Annotated in this window: 17 protein-coding genes; 12 read left to right on the plus strand and 5 right to left on the minus strand. The window is 35.4% G+C overall.

Annotated elements, in window-relative coordinates:
- Positions 1–248: 248 nt before the first annotated feature.
- From K8V80_RS04185 to K8V80_RS04235, 11 genes are all read left to right on the plus strand, one after another.
- Positions 249–2258, plus strand: coding sequence for a transketolase family protein (locus tag K8V80_RS04185; RefSeq protein WP_006745499.1), 2010 nt, complete (start codon positions 249–251; stop codon positions 2256–2258).
- Between the two features lie 10 nt (positions 2259–2268).
- On the plus strand, positions 2269–2706 hold the full coding sequence (rpiB, locus tag K8V80_RS04190) for a ribose 5-phosphate isomerase B (RefSeq protein WP_276775674.1): 438 nt from the start codon (positions 2269–2271) through the stop codon (positions 2704–2706).
- A 249-nt stretch (positions 2707–2955) separates the two neighbouring features.
- The gene (locus K8V80_RS04195; RefSeq protein ID WP_006745501.1) at positions 2956–3237 is read left to right on the plus strand and encodes a tetratricopeptide repeat protein; all 282 of its coding nucleotides are present in this window, start codon (positions 2956–2958) and stop codon (positions 3235–3237) included.
- Positions 3238–3248: 11 nt separating this feature from the next.
- Complete coding sequence (locus tag K8V80_RS04200) at positions 3249–3479, plus strand: 4Fe-4S dicluster domain-containing protein (RefSeq protein ID WP_006745502.1); 231 nt, start codon at positions 3249–3251, stop codon at positions 3477–3479.
- A gap of 10 nt (positions 3480–3489) precedes the next feature.
- Positions 3490–4572, plus strand: a complete 1083-nt coding sequence (locus tag K8V80_RS04205) for a 3-methyl-2-oxobutanoate dehydrogenase subunit VorB (RefSeq protein WP_276775678.1) — start codon at positions 3490–3492, stop codon at positions 4570–4572.
- A 208-nt stretch (positions 4573–4780) separates the two neighbouring features.
- Complete coding sequence (locus K8V80_RS04210; protein WP_276775680.1) at positions 4781–5557, plus strand: thiamine pyrophosphate-dependent enzyme; 777 nt, start codon at positions 4781–4783, stop codon at positions 5555–5557.
- Between the two features lie 8 nt (positions 5558–5565).
- On the plus strand, positions 5566–6105 hold the full coding sequence (locus K8V80_RS04215) for a 2-oxoacid:acceptor oxidoreductase family protein (protein WP_006745506.1): 540 nt from the start codon (positions 5566–5568) through the stop codon (positions 6103–6105).
- A 133-nt stretch (positions 6106–6238) separates the two neighbouring features.
- Positions 6239–8368: a putative porin gene (locus K8V80_RS04220; protein ID WP_040310443.1), complete on the plus strand. Its 2130-nt coding sequence runs from the start codon at positions 6239–6241 to the stop codon at positions 8366–8368.
- Positions 8361–9200, plus strand: coding sequence for a transporter substrate-binding domain-containing protein (locus K8V80_RS04225; RefSeq protein ID WP_423773059.1), 840 nt, complete (start codon positions 8361–8363; stop codon positions 9198–9200). Before K8V80_RS04220 ends, K8V80_RS04225 begins: the two co-directional genes overlap by 8 nt.
- A 143-nt stretch (positions 9201–9343) precedes the next feature.
- Positions 9344–10330: a Gfo/Idh/MocA family protein gene (locus tag K8V80_RS04230; RefSeq protein ID WP_006745509.1), complete on the plus strand. Its 987-nt coding sequence runs from the start codon at positions 9344–9346 to the stop codon at positions 10328–10330.
- Between the two features lie 14 nt (positions 10331–10344).
- The gene (locus tag K8V80_RS04235) at positions 10345–10812 is read left to right on the plus strand and encodes a nucleoside deaminase (protein WP_006745510.1); all 468 of its coding nucleotides are present in this window, start codon (positions 10345–10347) and stop codon (positions 10810–10812) included.
- Positions 10813–11153: 341 nt separating this feature from the next.
- Here K8V80_RS04235 and K8V80_RS04240 read toward each other — a convergent pair whose 3' ends face one another.
- Together K8V80_RS04240 and K8V80_RS04245 are read right to left on the minus strand one after the other, a co-directional pair.
- A complete protein-coding gene (locus tag K8V80_RS04240; protein WP_276775684.1) occupies positions 11154–12752 on the minus strand; it encodes a hemin receptor in 1599 nt (532 codons plus the stop codon).
- A gap of 11 nt (positions 12753–12763) precedes the next feature.
- Entirely contained in the window at positions 12764–14113 is a 1350-nt protein-coding gene (locus tag K8V80_RS04245; RefSeq protein ID WP_276775686.1) for a hypothetical protein, read from the minus strand.
- Between the two features lie 330 nt (positions 14114–14443).
- On the opposite strand from K8V80_RS04245, the gene prmA reads away from it, so the two are divergent.
- Entirely contained in the window at positions 14444–15286 is an 843-nt protein-coding gene (prmA, locus tag K8V80_RS04250; RefSeq protein ID WP_276775688.1) for a 50S ribosomal protein L11 methyltransferase, read from the plus strand.
- An 18-nt stretch (positions 15287–15304) separates the two neighbouring features.
- On the opposite strand, the gene K8V80_RS04255 is transcribed toward prmA, so the two are convergent.
- From K8V80_RS04255 to K8V80_RS04265, 3 genes are all read right to left on the minus strand, one after another.
- Positions 15305–16225, minus strand: coding sequence for a glycoside hydrolase family 25 protein (locus K8V80_RS04255; RefSeq protein WP_276775690.1), 921 nt, complete (start codon positions 16223–16225; stop codon positions 15305–15307).
- 76 nt (positions 16226–16301) lie between these two features.
- A complete protein-coding gene (locus K8V80_RS04260) occupies positions 16302–17945 on the minus strand; it encodes a diphosphate--fructose-6-phosphate 1-phosphotransferase (protein WP_276775692.1) in 1644 nt (547 codons plus the stop codon).
- A 111-nt stretch (positions 17946–18056) separates the two neighbouring features.
- On the minus strand, positions 18057–19436 hold the full coding sequence (locus K8V80_RS04265) for an efflux transporter outer membrane subunit (protein WP_006745516.1): 1380 nt from the start codon (positions 19434–19436) through the stop codon (positions 18057–18059).
- Positions 19437–19440 lie beyond the last annotated feature (4 nt).

Raw genomic sequence — 19440 nt, forward strand, 5'->3', positions numbered from 1 at the left:
AAGTGATGGAGCTAGAAGGCTAGCTTAATACAAATAGAACACAAAAAAGAGGGGCAATTGTCCCTCTTTTTTTATGACATTTAAGAAGAAACAAGAGTAGATTCTCTGTTATAATCACAAAAAAGAGTGAACAATTCTCCACTTGAGGAGTTTCTATAGTAGAAATTAAGAATTCAAAAATCATGTCATTTTTGGCAATCTTAACCACAAAAACTTATCTTTGTCTTAGAACTTAATATATATCGATTATGAATACCCAAAAACTCATGAACCGTGCAGCAGATAATATCCGAATTTTAGCTGCATCTATGGTTGAAAAAGCAAATTCCGGACACCCAGGAGGTGCCATGGGAGGAGCAGATTTTATCAATGTACTTTTCTCAGAGTTTCTTATATATGATCCTAAAAACCCAAAATGGGAAGGAAGAGACCGCTTCTTCTTGGATCCAGGACACATGTCACCAATGCTATATTCAACATTGGCATTGACAGGGAAATACTCTATAGATGAACTCAAACAGTTCCGTCAATGGAACAGCCCTACACCAGGTCACCCAGAAGTGGACATTATGAGAGGTGTAGAAAATACATCTGGTCCTTTGGGACAAGGACATGCTTTTGGTATTGGAGCAGCTATTGCCGCTAAATTCTTAAAAGCTCGTTTTGGAGAAGTAATGAATCAAACTATCTATGTATATATCTCTGATGGTGGAATTCAAGAAGAAATATCTCAAGGTGCAGGTCGTATTGCTGGTCACTTAGGACTTGATAACCTTATCATGTTCTACGACTCAAATGATGTACAGCTTTCAACAGATACAGAAGATGTAACAAGCGAGAACGTAGCTATGAAATACGAAGCTTGGGGCTGGAAAGTTATTACTATAAATGGTAATAATGTAGATGAAATCCGTAAAGCGATTACAGAAGCTCAAGCTATCAAAGGCCAACCCGTTATTATCATTGGTAAGACTGTTATGGGTAAAGGCGCATTAAATGCAGATGGAACAAGCAACGAAGCAAATTGCTCAACTCATGGTTCTCCTCTAGGTGGCGATGCATATACAAAAACCATTAAAAACTTAGGTGGTAACCCAGAAGATCCATTTGTAATCTTCCCTGAAGTAGCAGAACTTTATGCAAAACGTGCTGAAGAACTAACTACCCTTGTTGGAAAGAAATTGGAGTATAAAGCTAAATGGAGTAAAGAAAACCCTAAATTAGCTCAAAAACTAGAAGACTTCTTTGCTGGTAAACTAGCAGAAATAAACTGGGAAGCTATAGAGCAAAAACCAAACTCTGCTACACGTGCTGCTTCAGCTACAGTCCTTGCAACTCTCGCAGAAAAGGTTGAAAACATGATTGTTTCTTCGGCAGACCTTTCAAACTCTGATAAGACTGATGGCTTCTTAAAGAAAACTCATGCATTCAAGAAAGGAGATTTCTCGGGCGCATTCCTTCAAGCAGGTGTTTCCGAATTAACTATGGCTTGTCTATGTATAGGAATGTCTTTACATGGTGGTGTAATTGCTGCTTGTGCAACATTCTTCGTCTTCTCAGACTACATGAAGCCAGCTATTCGTATGGCTGCTTTAATGGAACAACCTGTTAAATTCATTTGGACACATGATGCTTTCCGTGTTGGAGAAGATGGTCCTACACACGAACCAGTAGAACAAGAAGCTCAAATCCGACTAATGGAAAAACTTCAAAACCATAGTGGCAAAAACTCTATGCTAGTTTTAAGACCAGCAGATGTTGAGGAAGCTACTCATGCTTGGAGATTAGCAATGGAAAATCAAACAACTCCTACAGGATTAATTTTCTCTCGTCAAAACATAGAAAATCTTCCTCAAGGTACTGATTATGCTCAGACAGCTCAGGGAGCATACATCGTTGCAGGTTCTGATGAAAATGCAGATGTTGTATTGGTAGCTTCTGGCTCGGAAGTAGCAACACTAGTTGCTGGTGCAAAACTTCTACGTGAAGATGGCATCAAAGTTCGTATTGTATCAGCTCCTTCAGAAGGTTTATTCCGTTCTCAATCTAGAACCTATCAAGAATCTATCATTCCTTCAGATGCTAAAGTATTTGGATTAACAGCAGGATTACCTGTTACTCTTCAAGGATTAGTGGGTGCAAATGGTAAGGTGTTTGGTCTAAACTCTTTTGGATTCTCAGCTCCTTATAAAGTTCTTGATGAAAAACTAGGCTTTACTGCGCAGAATGTATACAACCAAGTAAAAGAAATGCTATAATTTATACAACATGAAACTAATTGGAATTTGTGCTGATCATGCAGGGTATGAATTAAAAACATATGTTGCAGAATGGTTGAAAGAAAAAGGATATGATGTCAAAGATTTTGGTACACACTCTGAAGAAAGATGTGATTATCCAGACTTTGCACACCCTTTGGCTAGAGCAATTGAAGCAAAAGAATGCGAACTAGGAGTGGCTGTTTGTGGAAGTGGTAATGGTATTAACATGACACTCAACAAACACCAAGGAATTAGAGCGGCTTTATGCTGGACAGAAGAAATAGCAGAATTGGCTCGTCAGCATAATAACGCGAATGTTTTAGTCATGCCAGGTAGATTTATTTCTCAAGAAGAAGCAAATAAAATACTTACTATTTTCTTCTCAACAGAGTTTGAAGGAGGAAGACATCAACAAAGAATAGACAAAATACCTATTCATGATTAATCTTGACAAAACAGAAATGAATAAATAAAAATAAGGCAGTAGGAACATAGGTTCTTTTACTGCCTTATTTTTTTAACAATCACTCTATTATCTTTTTATGGGAACTAAAGAATAGTCTAGTTCTATTGAATTTTACACTATTTCTTTATAAATGAGCAATAAATTATGTTGATTTTTAGCACAAATTATATTTTTAGATAGATGATATGAACAAATTAAAACTATCTTTGATATATACGATACTTATAAATGGATAGAACACCTATAATTGATATAGAACAAAAGATTGAGGATGGCAACACATCTGAAGCCATAGAAAATCTTCAACAATTACTAGCTAGTAATAACGAAAATCAAGACAATATTTACTATCTTTTGGGGAATGCCTATCGTAAAATGGGTAATTGGCAAATGGCTTTAAATAATTATCAATATGCAATAGACATCAACCCTATCAGCCCGGCAAAACAAGCCAGAGCTATGGTTATAGACATTCTAAACTTCTATAACAAAGATATGTTCAACCACTAAAACCACACAATATGGCAAGAATGAAAGGTGCAATTGTGGTCAACACAGAAAGATGCAAAGGATGCAATCTATGTGTTGTAGCATGCCCACTAGACGTGATCTCTTTAGCTAAAGAGGTTAATTTGAGAGGATATAATTATGCTCAACCTATACTGACTGATACCTGTAATGGATGTAGCAGCTGTGCTACAGTATGTCCAGATGGATGCATCACAGTATATAGAGTAAAAAGTGAATCATAAATAGACAGATATGGCAAAAGAAGTAGTATTAATGAAAGGCAATGAAGCTATCGCTCATGCTGCCATACGATATGGTGTAGATGGGTATTTTGGTTACCCAATTACTCCTCAGTCTGAAGTACTCGAAACCTTAGCAACATTAAGACCTTGGGAAACAACAGGAATGGTTGTTTTACAAGCAGAAAGTGAAGTTGCTGCTATAAACATGGTTTATGGAGGTGCTGGAAGCGGGAAAATGGTTATGACATCATCTTCTAGTCCAGGAATAAGCTTAAAGCAAGAAGGTATTTCATATATAGCTGGTGCTGAACTCCCCTGCTTAATTGTAAATGTAATGCGTGGAGGCCCTGGCTTGGGTACTATACAGCCTAGCCAAGCAGATTATTTTCAAACAGTAAAAGGTGGTGGTCACGGAGACTACCGACTAATTACTCTAGCTCCAGCATCCGTTCAAGAAATGGCAGATTTCGTTGGTCTAGGTTTTGAATTAGCATTCAAATATAGAAACCCTGTAATGATGCTTGCTGATGGTGTAGTGGGACAAATGATGGAAAAGTTAGTTCTTCCTGAACAAAAGAAAAGACTAACTGACGATGAAGTTATTGAACGCTGTCCTTGGGCTACAACAGGTAGATCAAAAGATAGAAAAGCGAATATTGTTACATCATTAGAACTTCAACCGAATATCATGGAACAGAAAAATATTAAGTTCCAAGAGAAATTCAAAATCATAGAAGAAAATGAAGTTAGGTATGAAGAAATAATGTGTGATGATGCTGAATACATCATTGTCGCTTTTGGAGCAATGGCACGTATTGGTCAAAAATCTCTGGAACTAGCAAGAGAAAAAGGGATAAAAGTAGGTTTAATAAGACCCATTACTCTTTGGCCCTTCCCCACTAAGCTAATTGCTTCATACGCTAATAAAGTTAAAGGTTTCTTATCTGCTGAGCTTAATGCGGGACAGATGGTAGAAGATATCCGTCTTGCAGTAAATGGCAAAGTTCAAGTAGAACATTTTGGCAGACTAGGTGGAATTGTTCCCGATCCTGACGAAATAGTTCAGGCTATTGAAGAGAAACTAATAAAATAATAATTCAAATTTTATAAAGGATTCACAAATGACTCCCGCAAAAATAAGATCTATACTCAATATTATCTTTTTAATTGGAGCTGCTGCATCTGTTTTAACTTACATTTTTTCAGATAATTTCCAGCTATTCATATATATCTGTGGAGCAGCTATTTTTGTTAAGGTACTTGAGTTTATAATTCGATTTACGAACTAAAATAACACCATTATGGAAACAATAGATATTATTCAACCCAAGAATCTGGTTTACAAGAAACCCGATTTAATGAATGATAATGATATGCATTATTGCCCTGGGTGTAGCCATGGTGTAGTACATAAACTAGTAGCTGAAGTTATCGAAGAAATGGGATTGGCAGATAAAGCAGTCGGTATTTCTCCTGTAGGTTGTGCCGTGTTCATCTACAATTACATAGATATAGATTGGCAAGAGGCTGCTCACGGAAGAGCTCCAGCACTAGCTACTGCTATTAAAAGATTATGGCCAGACCGATTAGTTTTCACCTATCAAGGAGATGGAGACTTAGCTTGTATTGGAACTGCCGAAACAATCCATGCCCTAAACAGAGGTGATAATATTACTATTATATTCATCAACAATGCTATTTATGGTATGACAGGTGGACAAATGGCTCCTACCACTCTACTAGGAATGCCTACAGCAACCTGCCCTACAGGTAGACAAGCAGATATTCACGGTTATCCATTAAAAATAACTGAAATTGCAGCACATCTGCAAGGTACTGCTTATGTAACCAGACAATCTGTTCATACAGTAGCAGCGATTAGAAAAGCGAAGAAAGCAATCAGAAAAGCATTTGAGAACTCTATGGAAAATAAAGGTTCTAATCTTGTTGAAATCGTTTCAACCTGTTCTTCTGGCTGGAAAATGACTCCTGCTGAATCCAATAAATGGATGGAAGAAAATATGTTCCCATTTTATCCATTGGGTGATATGAAAGATAGTAGTAAGGATAATAAGTAAAAGAAACTATGAAAGAAGAAATTATCATTGCAGGCTTTGGTGGACAAGGTGTATTATCTATGGGTAAAATCCTTGCTTATTCAGGTCTTATGGAAGATAAAGAAGTTACATGGATGCCCGCTTATGGTCCTGAACAAAGAGGTGGTACTGCAAACGTAACAGTCATTGTTAGTGACAAAAAAATATCTTCACCTATTTTAAGTTCTTATGATATCGCTGTGGTATTAAACCAACCTTCACTCAACAAGTTTGAATCCAAGGTTAAGCCCGGTGGAGTACTTATTTACGAAGAATCGGGTATTATAAACCCTCCTACTCGTAAAGATATACAAGTATATCGCATAGGTGCTATTGATGCTGCTAATGAAATGGATAATAGCAAAGCTTTTAATATGATTGTTTTAGGTGGATTACTTAAGGTTAGACCTATGGTTTCTCTAGAAAGTGTAATTAAAGGACTACGTGAAACTCTACCAGAAAGACATCATCATTTAATACCGCTCAACGAAGAAGCTATCAATCTCGGAGCAAAAATAATAAGACAATAAATTACTATTCTATATATAACAGCAGATTATTAAGTTAGTCTGCTGTTTTTTTATGGATTTATCAGTCTTACTGAATAAAGATGGATTAAAAGACTACCCAAAAATTGTTTTTGTTGTATATTTGTCTCTAATTATGAGAAAGATTTTAGCCATACTCACTATATTCATACTTGGTGGCCTAATTCCAACGTATGCACAGCAAGTAGACCCTACTCAACCCCAATACGACGAGTTCGGGAACCCCGTTGACAGATTTGGGAACCCTCTAGACCCATCTACTCAACCTAAGAACCTAAAAGACTCCACAGAGGCTGAGATGGAAACCTTAGCACCCAAACTTTATATGTGGAAAATATCAGAGAAGCTAGGAATTCCTTATCGTGTACCAGCAGATACTCTTTATCACCACTTCCAAAATAGCAATCTCGATGAAGGTATAAAAGGACATTATAACCATTTAGGAAACTTAGGATCACCTAGAATGTCTAGAATATTTTATGAAAGGGAATCAAGAGATATACCGCTATTCATGCAGCCTTTCTCTAAATTCTACTTCACTCCTAGCGATCTATATTTCACCAATAGTAATATTCCTTATGCCAATGTGAGTTATTTCTCTGCAGGAAATAAAGTAAATGGTGAGGATAATCTCAAAGCCTATTTTTCTGTCAATGTAAACAAGAGATTAGCCTTTGGGTTCAATATTGATTACCTATATGGCAGAGGCTATTATAAGAGTCAAAATACTGCTTTTTTCAATGGAGGAGTATTTGCTAGTTACCATGGAGATAAATACCAAGCACACTTTGTGTACAATAACTTCATGCTAAAAATGGCCGAAAATGGAGGTATTATAGATGATAGATACATCACTGCACCCGAAGATATGGCTGAGGGCAAACAAGAATATGAAAGTCAGAATATACCAACCCACCTAACAGAAGCATGGAATAGGAATAATAACTTTTATATTTATTATAATCACAAATACAACCTAGGGTTTACGAGAGAAACAAAAATAGTACAGCAACCCACAGATTCAATACAGATAGAAGGAGATGAAGAGTTGGAAGACGCAATCAACCAACCTAAAGATTCTATCATTACCGAGTTTGTTCCTGTTACCAGTTTTTTCCACCAAATAAAACTAGAAAGAACTCGCCATAAATTCATCACGAAGAATGAACCCGAAGATTTCTTTGAAAACACGTACATCAACTTTGATGAACGCATCAGTGATGATTTGACAACCTATATGGGATTACATAATACTTTTGGAATATCCTTAACAGAAGGATTTAATAAGTACGCCAAAGCTGGACTTTCAGCCTTTGTAACTCATAAGCTAAACAAGTATAATTTACTAACAAAAGACTCTACCAGAGAGGCTAAATACACCGAGAGTCAACTCTATTTAGGTGGGGAACTAGCTAGAAGACAAGGTAAACTTTTAAACTATAGAGTAATTGGTGAATTTGGATTGTCTAAGAATTATGTTGGGACTTTCAAAGTAGATGGAGACATCGATTTTAATATTAAAATCAAACAAGATACTTTAGCTCTAAAAGGATTCGTAAGTGTATCCAATTTAAGACCGAACTTTTATATGAGACATTACCACTCTAATCACTTTTATTGGGATGAAGGGAAAAATGGTATGCCTAAGTTTGATAAAGAGTTTAAACAAAAAATAGGAGGAGCTTTATCTTTTCCTAAATGGAGAACAAACTTACAAGTTCACATAGAAAACTTAAAGAACTACACTTATTTTGGAGAAAAAGCAACTCCCCTACAATATGAAGATAACATTCAGGTTATCGGAGCCACACTTGAACAAAACTTTAAATTGGGAATTTTCCATCTTGACAATGAAGTAACATGGCAAAAATCAAGTAAAGAAAACATTATACCAGTGCCACAACTCTCATTATATCACAATTTGTATCTGGAAACAAAATTGGCTAAAAAGATATTGACTTTGCAGCTAGGTGCAGATGTTCGTTACTTTAGCAAATACAAAGCTCTGTCCTATATGCCTGGCGTGCAGCAATTCCATCTACAGCCCGAGGAAACAGCTGTTGAAATAGGAGGATATCCTATGATCAATCTTTATGCAAATATTCACTTAAAGAAAACAAGAATTTACGCTATGCTATATCACGTAAATCAAGGGATGGGCGATTCTAATTACTTCTTAGCTCCACACTACCCTATTAATCCAAGATTGTTTAAAATAGGCATATCTTGGAACTTCTATGATTAACATGAAAATGGTACTAGAAAAGAAAAAACTCATCAAGTATGTATTGTTAGCAGCTCTAGGAGCTGTTATCGGTACTATCCTCAATAATCGGAATAAGGAATCTCTCACTGCAAGAGACTGGAACGAGATTATCGAAAACCAAGAATTAAGAATTCTTACTACCTATAATACCATCGACTATATTTTAAAAGATGATTCGGTACAAGGTTTTCAGTATGAGTTATTGCACGCTATTTTAGACCATAAAGGATTCAGTCTAAAGATAACTCCAACTGTGGACTTATCTCAACAGATAGAAGATCTAAAGAGTGGAAAATATGACTTACTAGCCTCCAATCTTATTGTTACCAGTGAGCTTAAAGAACAAATAGCTTTAACTTATCCCATCCTTAAAAACAAGCAGGTCCTTGTTCAACGTAAAGACAGCATAGCTCTTTCAGACTCATTATTCATTGATAATCAAATCAATTTGGCAAAGAAAACTCTTTATGTTATTAAAGATTCTCCAGCCATTTTAAGAATAAATAATCTCAGTAATGAGATTGCAGATACTATCTATATTGAAGAGCTCGAAAAATATGGCGAAGAACAACTTATTGCTCTCGTAGCCCATGGAGACATTAATTATGCTGTTTGTGATGAACAGATTGCACTAAATGCCTTAGATAGTTTACCTCAAATAGATGCTAGTCTTGCCATTGGTTTTACTCAATTTTATTCTTGGGGGGTAAATAAAGAATCACCTATCTTGCTAGATAGCCTCAATATCTGGATTGATAAATTTATCCAAACCAAAGAGTATCAAAAGATCTACTCTAAATATTATCGCTAATCAGACATTCATTTTTATTCAAAATAACCCTTTAAAGACTGATATAATGGAGCTTATAAAGGGTGTATTCCTATGCACATAAATTCGTTTTTTAAGACATATATAAGTATATTTGTATACACAAGGAGGATTTACAAGAGAGTATGAAAGATAAAATTATAAAATGGGGTTTCATTGGTTGCGGCACAGTTACTAAATACAAAAGTGGACCTGCTTTTCAAAAAGTAGAAAACTCTGAAGTAGTTGCTGTTATGAGTCGGGACAAAGCAAATGCAAAGCTTTATGCCCAAGAACACGGTATAAAAAAATGGTATAATGATGCTCTATCATTAATTAATGATCCAGATGTTAATGCTATTTACATAGCTACCCCACCCTCTTCTCATGCTACCTATGCTGTAATGGCTTTAAAGGCAGGCAAACCTGTTTATATAGAGAAACCTATGGCTGTAACCTATGAAGAGTGTTGCCGCATCAACAGAGTTTCACAAGAGATGGGCGTACCTTGCTTTGTAGCATATTATAGACGCTACCTACCCTATTTTAAGAAGGTTAAAGAACTCGTAGAGAATGGCGAAATAGGTACAGTTATCAATGTACAAGTCCGCTTTGCCCAGCCTCCTCGTGATTTAGACTACAACAGAGAAAACCTGCCATGGAGAGTGCAACCCGACATTTCGGGTGGAGGCTATTTTTATGATTTAGCTCCACACCAAATTGATTTATTAGAGGAAATGTTTGGCTGTATTCTAGATGCAAAAGGATTTAAAAATAACCTTGGAAAGCTTTATGAGGCAGAAGATACCATTAGTGCTTGCTTTAGATTTGAGTCTGGACTAATAGGAAGTGGGTCGTGGTGCTTTGTAGCACACGAATCTGCCAAAGAAGACCGCATTGAAATAATAGGAAATAAAGGTCAAATATGCTTTTCTGTCTTCTCCTTTGAACCTATTGCTCTACACACAGAAGCAGGACGACAAGAATTTAGAATTACAAACCCTGAACATGTCCAGCAACCTTTAATTCAGTCGGTAGTAGATCATCTTTTAGGGCAGTCTATCTGCACCTGTGATGGCTATAGTGCCACTACTGTAAACTGGGTAATGGACAGAATACTTGGAAAATTATAAACAACAAAAAAGGTATGACAAAAGAAGAATTAATGCGCAAAGCAATTGCCCTATCTATTGAAAATGTAAAAAGAGATGGAGGCCCTTTTGGAGCTGTAATTGCAAAAGATGGTGAGATAGTTGCCACTGGCGTAAACAGAGTTACAGACTCGTGCGACCCTACTGCACATGCAGAAGTGAGTGCAATCAGAGCTGCTGCAGAAAAATTAAAAACTTTTGATCTTAGCGGATATGAAATTTATAGTTCATGCGAACCTTGTCCAATGTGTCTCGGAGCTATTTATTGGGCTAGATTAGATAAACTTTATTTTGCAAACACTAAAACAGATGCAAAAGATATCGGATTTGATGATTCTTTCATCTATGAAGAGCTGGAGTTGAAACTAGAAGACAGAGCTTTAAAAGCCGAAACACTTCTAAGAAATGAAGCTATTGTAGCTTTTGAAGATTGGATGAAGAAAGATAACAAAACAGAATATTAATAGTTTTCTCTCAAGAGAAAAAAAGCCCTATCTAGAAGTTTTAGATAGGGCTTTTTTTGCTACATGCAATTGTATTATTATTACTTTAATAACACATATTAATTCATCATTTTTTAGAATAAACCCACAAGTAAAGTTTAACACCGACATGACGACATCATGACACCGACATGATAACATTTTAACCCTGATATAAACTCCTTATGACCCTATTCAAAAAAAGAAGTATCTCTATATGTATTTATATACTAAATAGAAAAATAATGAAACCAATAAAAAAGGGATAGCTAAATCAATAGTTATCCCTTTCTAATCAACAATGTTTAAATATCAAAATCAATTTATAATCTCATTCCGAGAGTTAATAATACTTGACTTTTATTTGAGGTCAATTTTGTAAAATTCAATTCTGGATCATCAAAAGGTCTAAAATCACTCTTATATGAATCGAATACAAAAGCTAGATCACTATAAAAAACTTTTCCAGCATACCCTACACCAAATGTGAATGTGTTTTTAACATTACTTTTATTCACATATTGTACATCAGTAAGAACTGAATTATTTGAAATTTCTTTATAAGCATCTTCTTTAAAAATACCAGACTGCATATTATATCCAGCTCTGAAGGCAAACTCAGGAACAATACGATATTCTAATCCCAATTTAAGTGTATGCACACCTTTGAGCATATCTGTATTTACTCCCATACTTCCACCTCCATCATACTTAAACTTCATAGATGAATAATCTTGGTATTCATATTCTGCACCTAGGGCTAAGAAATCACCCACATTATGGCCTAAACTAAAATTAAATTTCCAAGGAGTTCGTAGTTTAAAGTCTGAGATATTATCACCACTTAATTCATTATAGGTATCTATATCTGTCTGAAGAAGATTTAATGATTGATTTTCAGCATCTCTTTGATAAATATCACTTGAGAAACGAACATTGGTATAATGAGTTAAATTATAGAATGTAGGTGTATGTACAGCAAAACCAATTCTAAAAGGAGAATTTTCAATAGGTCTTACAATCACTCCCAATTTGAAATCATAACCCGAACCATCAATCTCTGATGAAGTTTCCAATAAAGCCATTTCTTTATACTTAGGATTATTCTCAAACATAAAAGCCTCATCGTAATAAGTCAAAGTACGATAGTTTAGATCATAAGCTCCAATAGTTAAACCCAAGAATACCCTATCAGATAAATTCATAGAGATATTAAAATCGTATTGATTTATTCCTCCACGTTCATCTGAATGAAATAGAGCATTTGGTGATGTCATAGGATGAGGAAAATAACGTTTCTCACCATCAACTAAACCTGGATTTATCAAATACGAATTAAAGCCTAGTAAAGACATCCAACCATATCGGGGATTAGCATATATATTACCACCCTCGCCTGAAGCATTTGCAACATCATTACCATTTAATAACGAATTATTGGCTTGCACAGCCATTGCATTAGCTATCGAAATAACTCCTCCATCAGCAGATGTATTAAAAGTGCCAGACATTCCTATACTTCTGTAGAAATCATTTGAACGATGGTAATTAAAACCAAAATTCAAATATTTTAAAGAAGAGCCATACATTGGAGTTGAAAAGACAATACCCATATTTTTTAGACCGATACGATCTACTTTAAAGGAATTCTTTTCATCCATAAAATTACTTTTCACTTCATTGTTGGTATAGCCTAATGTCATAGCAACATCGTTACTTCTATACAATCCAATCCCAGCAGGGTTTGTTGACATCGTAGAGATATCAGCACCTAAAGCCCCTAATGCACCACCCATACCAACGTATCTCGCTGTACCTGATAACTCTCTATTTGAAAATAATTCTCCATCATAGATCGTTTGAGAATTTGCATATGAGTATCCTATTATAAGTGCAAATAATAAAATTGATAATTTCTTCATATTTCTATTTTTTACCTTCTTCTATTTACAGATCTACCACCTCCTCCAGAAGAGTTAGATCTAGAGCTACCTCCTTGATTAAATGAACTGGAAGAACTTGAACGAGGTGTAGATCTTTCAAAACTAGGAGTTCTTGTCTGTGTACTTCTACTTGAATTATTATAATTTGATTCTACACTTCTTCTTCTATCTACAGATCTTGTTACATTACTTCTAGTGCTACTAGGTCTGGTATAAGTTGAGTTTGTTCTTACGCTTGATCCTCTATTATTGGTATTAACTCGCGTTGTAGAGCGATCATTAACTACTCGAGATGTACCGTCTTCATTAATAACATATCTTGTTGTAGAACCAGAACGTAATGGATCAGTAGATCTATATCCGGTATTACCTCTATTGTTGTTATTAGGAGCAGGACGAGTACTTGGTCGAACAGAATTATTTCGAGTTACATTAGAACGATTATTATTCCATGCAGGTGTTCGATTTACATTCATCCTATTGGATGTATCATAAGATCTTCTGTTATTTTGCACCCTAGTACTTGTATTTCTATTGTTATTATATCTATTAGAGTTATAACCCCAATCTTGTCTGCGATTGTCATAATGTCCACGTCGGCTACTTCTTCCATAATAGGGATAGTAATAATCATTCCAGCCCCAATAGGAGTTGTAGTATGGGCGATACCATGGATCGTACCAACCGCCCCATGAGCCAGGGTAGTGCCCCCAAGAGTTCCAACCTAATGTATAATAAGGTGGATACCATGGGTCCCATGAATTCCAACCAAAGCTAAAGCCAAAACCTGATCTAGGACCAAACTTCCAGCTTGACCATGCAGAGTTTGAGAAACGAGGGAAAATATAAGCATCCCAATTATCTACATATATATTCCAATCCCAGCTATTCAAACCATATACTATATCGAAATAATATGGACTATTTACGCTAATAGAATATCTACGATCTCTTGATTGAATAATTCTTTCAGCATCTCTATAATCAGAAGCAGAACCTTCATAACCATTGTTGATCCACTCTCCTCCACGTGTAGGAGCAATATATTCATATTCTTCCCCGTTGTTTTGCAACACCTGCCCACGTCTATTATATTCATCAATCAGATAATTATCATAATCGGTTTCATTGATTACAACAGTTGAACCTGAAGGAACATAAAAACGAGTTGGTTTACCTGGATTAGTATTGGATTCTTGCTTGTTCTTAGGAGTTTCTTTCTTTTGAGGAACTGTTTTCTCCTCCTTTTGTGGCGAAGAGAAGAAGTACATCTCATTCTGTGCATTCATACAGAATGGAACTCCTATCATCATTCCTAATAATAATAATATCTTTTTCATAAGCCCTCCACTAATATTTATTTCTAATATTCACTATATCAAATATACTATAGCTACTCTTGTCTATATAATTAAAATCCCCAAAGCCTTATAGGGTTTTCCCTATTTTAAGGATTTCTATTCATTCCATTGGATCATTAAATAAAGTATGTGGGCACATCCTTTTGTTTAACTCTACTCCTTAATAACAGATGTCTGCCCTATTTTTATCTCATAAAAGCCCCATTTAAGGATAGGGATTCTCCTATATAACGTATCTTTGTGTATATAGAACTGTATGTACATATAACAAGTCGCTAAACAAACTTGTTTTATACTAAATAATTAGCAATGAAGTATTACGAATTTAAATTTATATTCAAACCTAAAAACGAAATAGTAAGTGATATCCTCATGTCGGTATTGGGAGATGTTGGTTTTGAAAGTTTTGTAGAAGAAGATGATGTCTTAAAAGCCTATATCCAGCAAAGTCTTTTCAATAAAGAAGAGCTCCAAACTTCGATAAACCAATTTCCAATAGAAGTGGATGCTATAGATTATACATATACAGAAGCTGAAGATAAAGACTGGAACGAAGAGTGGGAGAAAAACTTCTTTAAGCCTATCATTATTGATGACTTGTGCGCTATTCATAGCACCTTTCATACTGATATTCCGAAAGTAAAATATGATATTATAATCAATCCACAAATGGCCTTTGGCACAGGTCACCATGAAACAACTAGCTTGATCTTAAACGAGCTTTTGCAAATGGATTTACAAAACAAAGCGGTACTTGATATGGGCTGTGGCACATCTATCTTGGCTATCCTAGCTAGTAAAAGAGGTGCAAAACCTATTACTGCTATAGATATAGACTCTTGGTGTGTCGATAATTCAAAAGACAATTGCCGACTTAATCAGATTACAGATATAGATATTAAGTTGGGTGATGCCAGCATTTTAAAAGATGAAAAACCATTCAACCTCGTTATTGCTAACATCAACAGAAATATTCTACTTCAAGATATGGATAAGTATGTGCAGGTTCTTCAAGAAAAGGGAAAACTACTAATGAGTGGTTTTTACACAGAAGATATTGCAATATTGCAAGAAAAAGCTGAATCACTTGGGCTACACTTTGTAAAAACCAACCATAAGAATAACTGGGCTTGCTTATTAGTTCAAAAGTAAGATAGAAAGAAGAAAAGCTTAGGGCATAGTAATTGCCTTAAGCTGCTCTATTGTTCCATTAAAGACATTCAAATCTACATCTTTGGCTATTCCAGGTACTTCTCCGATATCTGTATGCTGCCAGAAATGCCATTCTCCTTTGTATTTTACTGAACCTACATAGTAATGAGCAATCCAAAAGAGGTAATCATTGAACACAGAATCATTCAGGTATTTTTCTTTGAATTTATAGGATGTATAAAGTATGGGTTTAACTTTATAATGACGCTCAACAGCATCAAGCCACACTTTAACACTATCTTTTAATGAGTTTTTAGAGTGTTTACCAGCTACCTCTACATCAAGAACAGGAGGTAAATCTCCTCTTTTAAGATCTACTGTTTGAATAAAGAATTGAGCTTGTTTTCTGGCACTGCTTCGAGGAGAAAAGAAATGATAAGCGCCACAAATAAATCCTTCATTACGTGCTTTACTAAGATTTTGATCGAAAGTTACGTCTTTAAAATCTCCTCCTTCTGTGGCTTTCATGAAGATAAATTGAATGGGTTCTTCAGCTTCTCGATAAATAGAAAGCTTAGGCCAATCAATTATTCCTTGGTGTCTGGAAATATCAATACCATGTACATGATATCCATACGGCATACATACTCCATAGCTTTTTAATCCACTACAAGGCATCCATCGATAAGCATAAGGCTTTATAAAGATAAAATAAAAAAGGCAAGCAAAAGAAATACTAATCACTAAAGCAATTGCATTACGCATCCACTTCTTTAGAACAAAAGATGATTCGACTTGCTGTTTTCTAGATTTAGTTTTACGGGGAGTCTTTACTGATCTTTTAGGAGCAGCTTTTCTAACTGTTTTTTTCTTAGGAGTAACCTTTTTAGTGGTACTCTTTTTTTCTGTTGTGCTTTTCGTGACTGACTTCTTAGCCATTGATTCAATTAAATAGCCGATAACTAACACCTAAATAAGCTGCTAATCATCGGCTAAATTATATAAGGTTTATTATTTATTTACCTTGTTCTAGTAATAAAGTTTGAGTTGGTTGATCACAAACTTCAGTTGGTCCAAAATATTGGATAGGACCAGGATATATGTATTGAGTATTGATAGCCCAATCTTCACGACTTGCAGCGAATTTCTTAAATGGAGCACCATCAAGTTCTACTAAAGCTTTCTGAATAACGGGTTTCATTTCTCCGTGACGACGTTCCATATTCATCATCATGGTAATTGGCACACCACCAGCAATCCATTCAGCAGCTGGAGCTGTAGTATTACGCACTGATGACATATAACCTGTTTTACCATTAGCGATAAGTGCAGAAGCAGTATATCCTAATGAGTAGCAGTAGTCCGCATCATAATTTGATGGAGCAGCACAACGACCTTCGTAACCGAAGAAGTGATGTTGACGAGAGAATTTACCATTGTATTTTCCTTCAGCTCTCCATTCTTCTAGTTTATTAGCTACCATTTCTGAAAGCAGCTTTTCTGTTTCAATTAATGAAACTTGAACGTTGCCATGAGGGTCACGATCTAGTGTTAACTGACGAGCAACTCCTTGTGGAAGGCTAGCATAAATCTTAGCGTTTTCCTTAGAGATATTTTTAATTACATAGTCTCTTTGAGCATCTTTATCAAGAGTAGCAAACTTATCATCATGAGCTAAGAAATCATTCAATTCTGCAATAAGATTCTTCATTGCAGGAATAAACTCAATTAAACCTTCTGGGATAAGAACTGTACCATAGTTATCACCATTAGCTGCACGTTTTGCAACGATCTCAGCAATGTAAACTACAACATCATCAAGAGACATATTCTTTTTCTCTACTTCTTCTGAAACGATACAAACGTTTGGTTGAGTTTGTAGAGCACATTCAAGAGCAATGTGAGAAGCAGAACGACCCATTAGTTTGATAAAGTGCCAATATTTTTGAGCAGATTTACAGTCTCTTTGAATGTTTCCAATAACTTCAGAATATACTTTACATGCTGTATCAAAGCCGAAAGAAGTTTCAATCATAGAGTTTTTCAAGTCTCCATCAATTGTTTTAGGGCAACCAATTACTTGAACGCCATAGTCTTTGGCTGCATAATATTCTGCAAGGACACATGCATTTGTATTAGAGTCATCTCCACCAATCATTACTAGAGCTTTAATACCTAGTTTTTTAATGATTTCAAGACCTTTCTCAAATTGATCAACTTTTTCAAGCTTTGTTCTTCCTGAACCGATAATATCGAAACCACCAGTATTGCGATAGTCGTCAATAATTTCAGCTGTTAATTCTTTGTAGTTGTGATCAACAAGACCACCAGGACCTAAAATAAAGCCGTATAATTTGCTATCAGCATTCAATTTTTTGATACCATCAAAAAGACCTGAGATTACATTGTGACCACCAGGAGCTTGACCACCTGATAAAATAACACCTACATTAATTGCAGGGAAATCTACAGCACCATCAGTTTCTTCAAATTTAATAACTGGCATGCCATAGGTATTTGGAAATAAGCCTTCAATCTCTTTTTGATCTGCAACAGATTGAGTTTTTTCTCCTTCAACAACCTCAACTGAACCTTTTAGAGCTTTTGGTAGCTTTGGCTGATAAGCAGCTCTAGCTATTTGTAATGCACTTTTAATCATTTTCAATAAAATATTAATTGGCGTTTAGTAAATTCTTCTAATCCCCGCAAAATTCGTTATTTTTTATGTAAAATAAAAGTTTAACGAATAGTTTTACTATTCTATAAGAGTTTACCAACCACCTCCTAATGTTTTATACAATTGTATTACAGCCAATAACTCATCACGGACGGCATTATTTAGACCAATCTGAGCATCCAAGTAACCACGCTGAGCATCAAGCACATCCATATAGTTAATGGCACCATTTATATATTGTAATCGAGCAAACTCTACATACTTTTGAGCAGATCTCTCTAAGTGGCTTTTTAAGCTATGTACCTCTCTCTGTTTGTTATAATTAACAATTGAATTCTGGGTTTCTATAAAAGCATTTAATACAGTTTTTTCATAGCTATAAAGCTCTTGCTCGTAAGCAGCTTTTTGAGCTTTCCATGCTGCTCTATTTTTACCCATTTGGAATAAAGGTGTCACCAATGCTCCTTCAATTAAACTATAAGGAGTTTTCAGGAAAGAAGATAATTCAGAATTGTCTGAACCCACCTTTCCAGTAAGGCTAATCCGAGGGAACATATTGGTGTAAGAAACACCCACACTCGCATGAGCAGCAATTAGACTCTGTTCTGCACCACGTATATCAGGTCTTCTTTCTAGTAGTTGAGAAGGTAGTCCATAAGGTAATTCTTCAATAGAATAAAGAGACTCCAACGATTTACTACGATTAATTTTCTTAGGGTAAGAACCTATTAAAAAAGCTAATTCATTTTCTTTTAAAGTTATTGCTCTTTCTTGCTCTGGAATCATAGTAGCTGTACGAGCCAATTCTACCTGTGCCTGCTGATAAGGGATTTCAGAAGTCAAACCTCCTTCAAAACGAATACGAGCCAAACGAATACTTGCTTTTCGATCTTCAAGAGTTTGTTGTAAAATCTCCATTTCAGCATCGAGAGCTATCAATTCATAATAAGCTTGAGCTACTTCTGAAATAATAGTCAGTTGTATAGCTCGCTGAGCTTCTATTGATTGTAAGTATTCAGCAATACTTACCTGTCTAGACCATCTTAAATTACCCCAAAGATCTAATTCCCACGATAAAGCAATATTTCCACTATAGGAATGAGAGTTTGTAGTATTTCCATCTTCATCACGAGTAGCTTTGGTATAAACTGAAGCTCCTGCATCTAATTGAGGAAATAGATTAGCAGTATCAATTCTCTTTTTTGCAGCCAGCTCTTTCACACGTGTAGCAGCAATTAAAACATCTTTATTGTATTCTAAAGCTTGCTCTATTAAAGAAACAAGTAAAGGATCAGTATAGATTTGCCACCAAGCTAAATCAGACATACTTATACTATCTTGTCCAGCTATCAAGCTATCAGGTAAAGCAACATCAGGACGAGTATATGATTTACCTACTTTACAAGAAGATAAAGTAATTATAGCACAGAATATGATTACTGTATATTTAATGTTTTTCTGAATATATTTCATAAGT

The organism is Bacteroides coprosuis, from assembly GCF_020741705.1.
GTDB classification, from domain to species: domain Bacteria; phylum Bacteroidota; class Bacteroidia; order Bacteroidales; family Bacteroidaceae; genus Bacteroides_E; species Bacteroides_E coprosuis.

Bases quoted from the DNA above. Each gene is read 5' to 3' on its own strand.
- K8V80_RS04185 (WP_006745499.1), top strand. From the start codon at position 249: ATGAATACCCAAAAACTCATGAACCGTGCAGCAGATAATATCCGAATT.
- rpiB (WP_276775674.1), top strand. From the start codon at position 2,269: ATGAAACTAATTGGAATTTGTGCTGATCATGCAGGGTATGAATTAAAA.
- K8V80_RS04195 (WP_006745501.1), top strand. From the start codon at position 2,956: ATGGATAGAACACCTATAATTGATATAGAACAAAAGATTGAGGATGGC.
- K8V80_RS04200 (WP_006745502.1), top strand. From the start codon at position 3,249: ATGGCAAGAATGAAAGGTGCAATTGTGGTCAACACAGAAAGATGCAAA.
- K8V80_RS04205 (WP_276775678.1), top strand. From the start codon at position 3,490: ATGGCAAAAGAAGTAGTATTAATGAAAGGCAATGAAGCTATCGCTCAT.
- K8V80_RS04210 (WP_276775680.1), top strand. From the start codon at position 4,781: ATGGAAACAATAGATATTATTCAACCCAAGAATCTGGTTTACAAGAAA.
- K8V80_RS04215 (WP_006745506.1), top strand. From the start codon at position 5,566: ATGAAAGAAGAAATTATCATTGCAGGCTTTGGTGGACAAGGTGTATTA.
- K8V80_RS04220 (WP_040310443.1), top strand. From the start codon at position 6,239: ATGAGAAAGATTTTAGCCATACTCACTATATTCATACTTGGTGGCCTA.
- K8V80_RS04225 (WP_423773059.1), top strand. From the start codon at position 8,361: ATGATTAACATGAAAATGGTACTAGAAAAGAAAAAACTCATCAAGTAT.
- K8V80_RS04230 (WP_006745509.1), top strand. From the start codon at position 9,344: ATGAAAGATAAAATTATAAAATGGGGTTTCATTGGTTGCGGCACAGTT.
- K8V80_RS04235 (WP_006745510.1), top strand. From the start codon at position 10,345: ATGACAAAAGAAGAATTAATGCGCAAAGCAATTGCCCTATCTATTGAA.
- K8V80_RS04240 (WP_276775684.1), bottom strand. From the start codon at position 12,752: ATGAAGAAATTATCAATTTTATTATTTGCACTTATAATAGGATACTCA.
- K8V80_RS04245 (WP_276775686.1), bottom strand. From the start codon at position 14,113: ATGAAAAAGATATTATTATTATTAGGAATGATGATAGGAGTTCCATTC.
- prmA (WP_276775688.1), top strand. From the start codon at position 14,444: ATGAAGTATTACGAATTTAAATTTATATTCAAACCTAAAAACGAAATA.
- K8V80_RS04255 (WP_276775690.1), bottom strand. From the start codon at position 16,225: ATGGCTAAGAAGTCAGTCACGAAAAGCACAACAGAAAAAAAGAGTACC.
- K8V80_RS04260 (WP_276775692.1), bottom strand. From the start codon at position 17,945: ATGATTAAAAGTGCATTACAAATAGCTAGAGCTGCTTATCAGCCAAAG.
- K8V80_RS04265 (WP_006745516.1), bottom strand. From the start codon at position 19,436: ATGAAATATATTCAGAAAAACATTAAATATACAGTAATCATATTCTGT.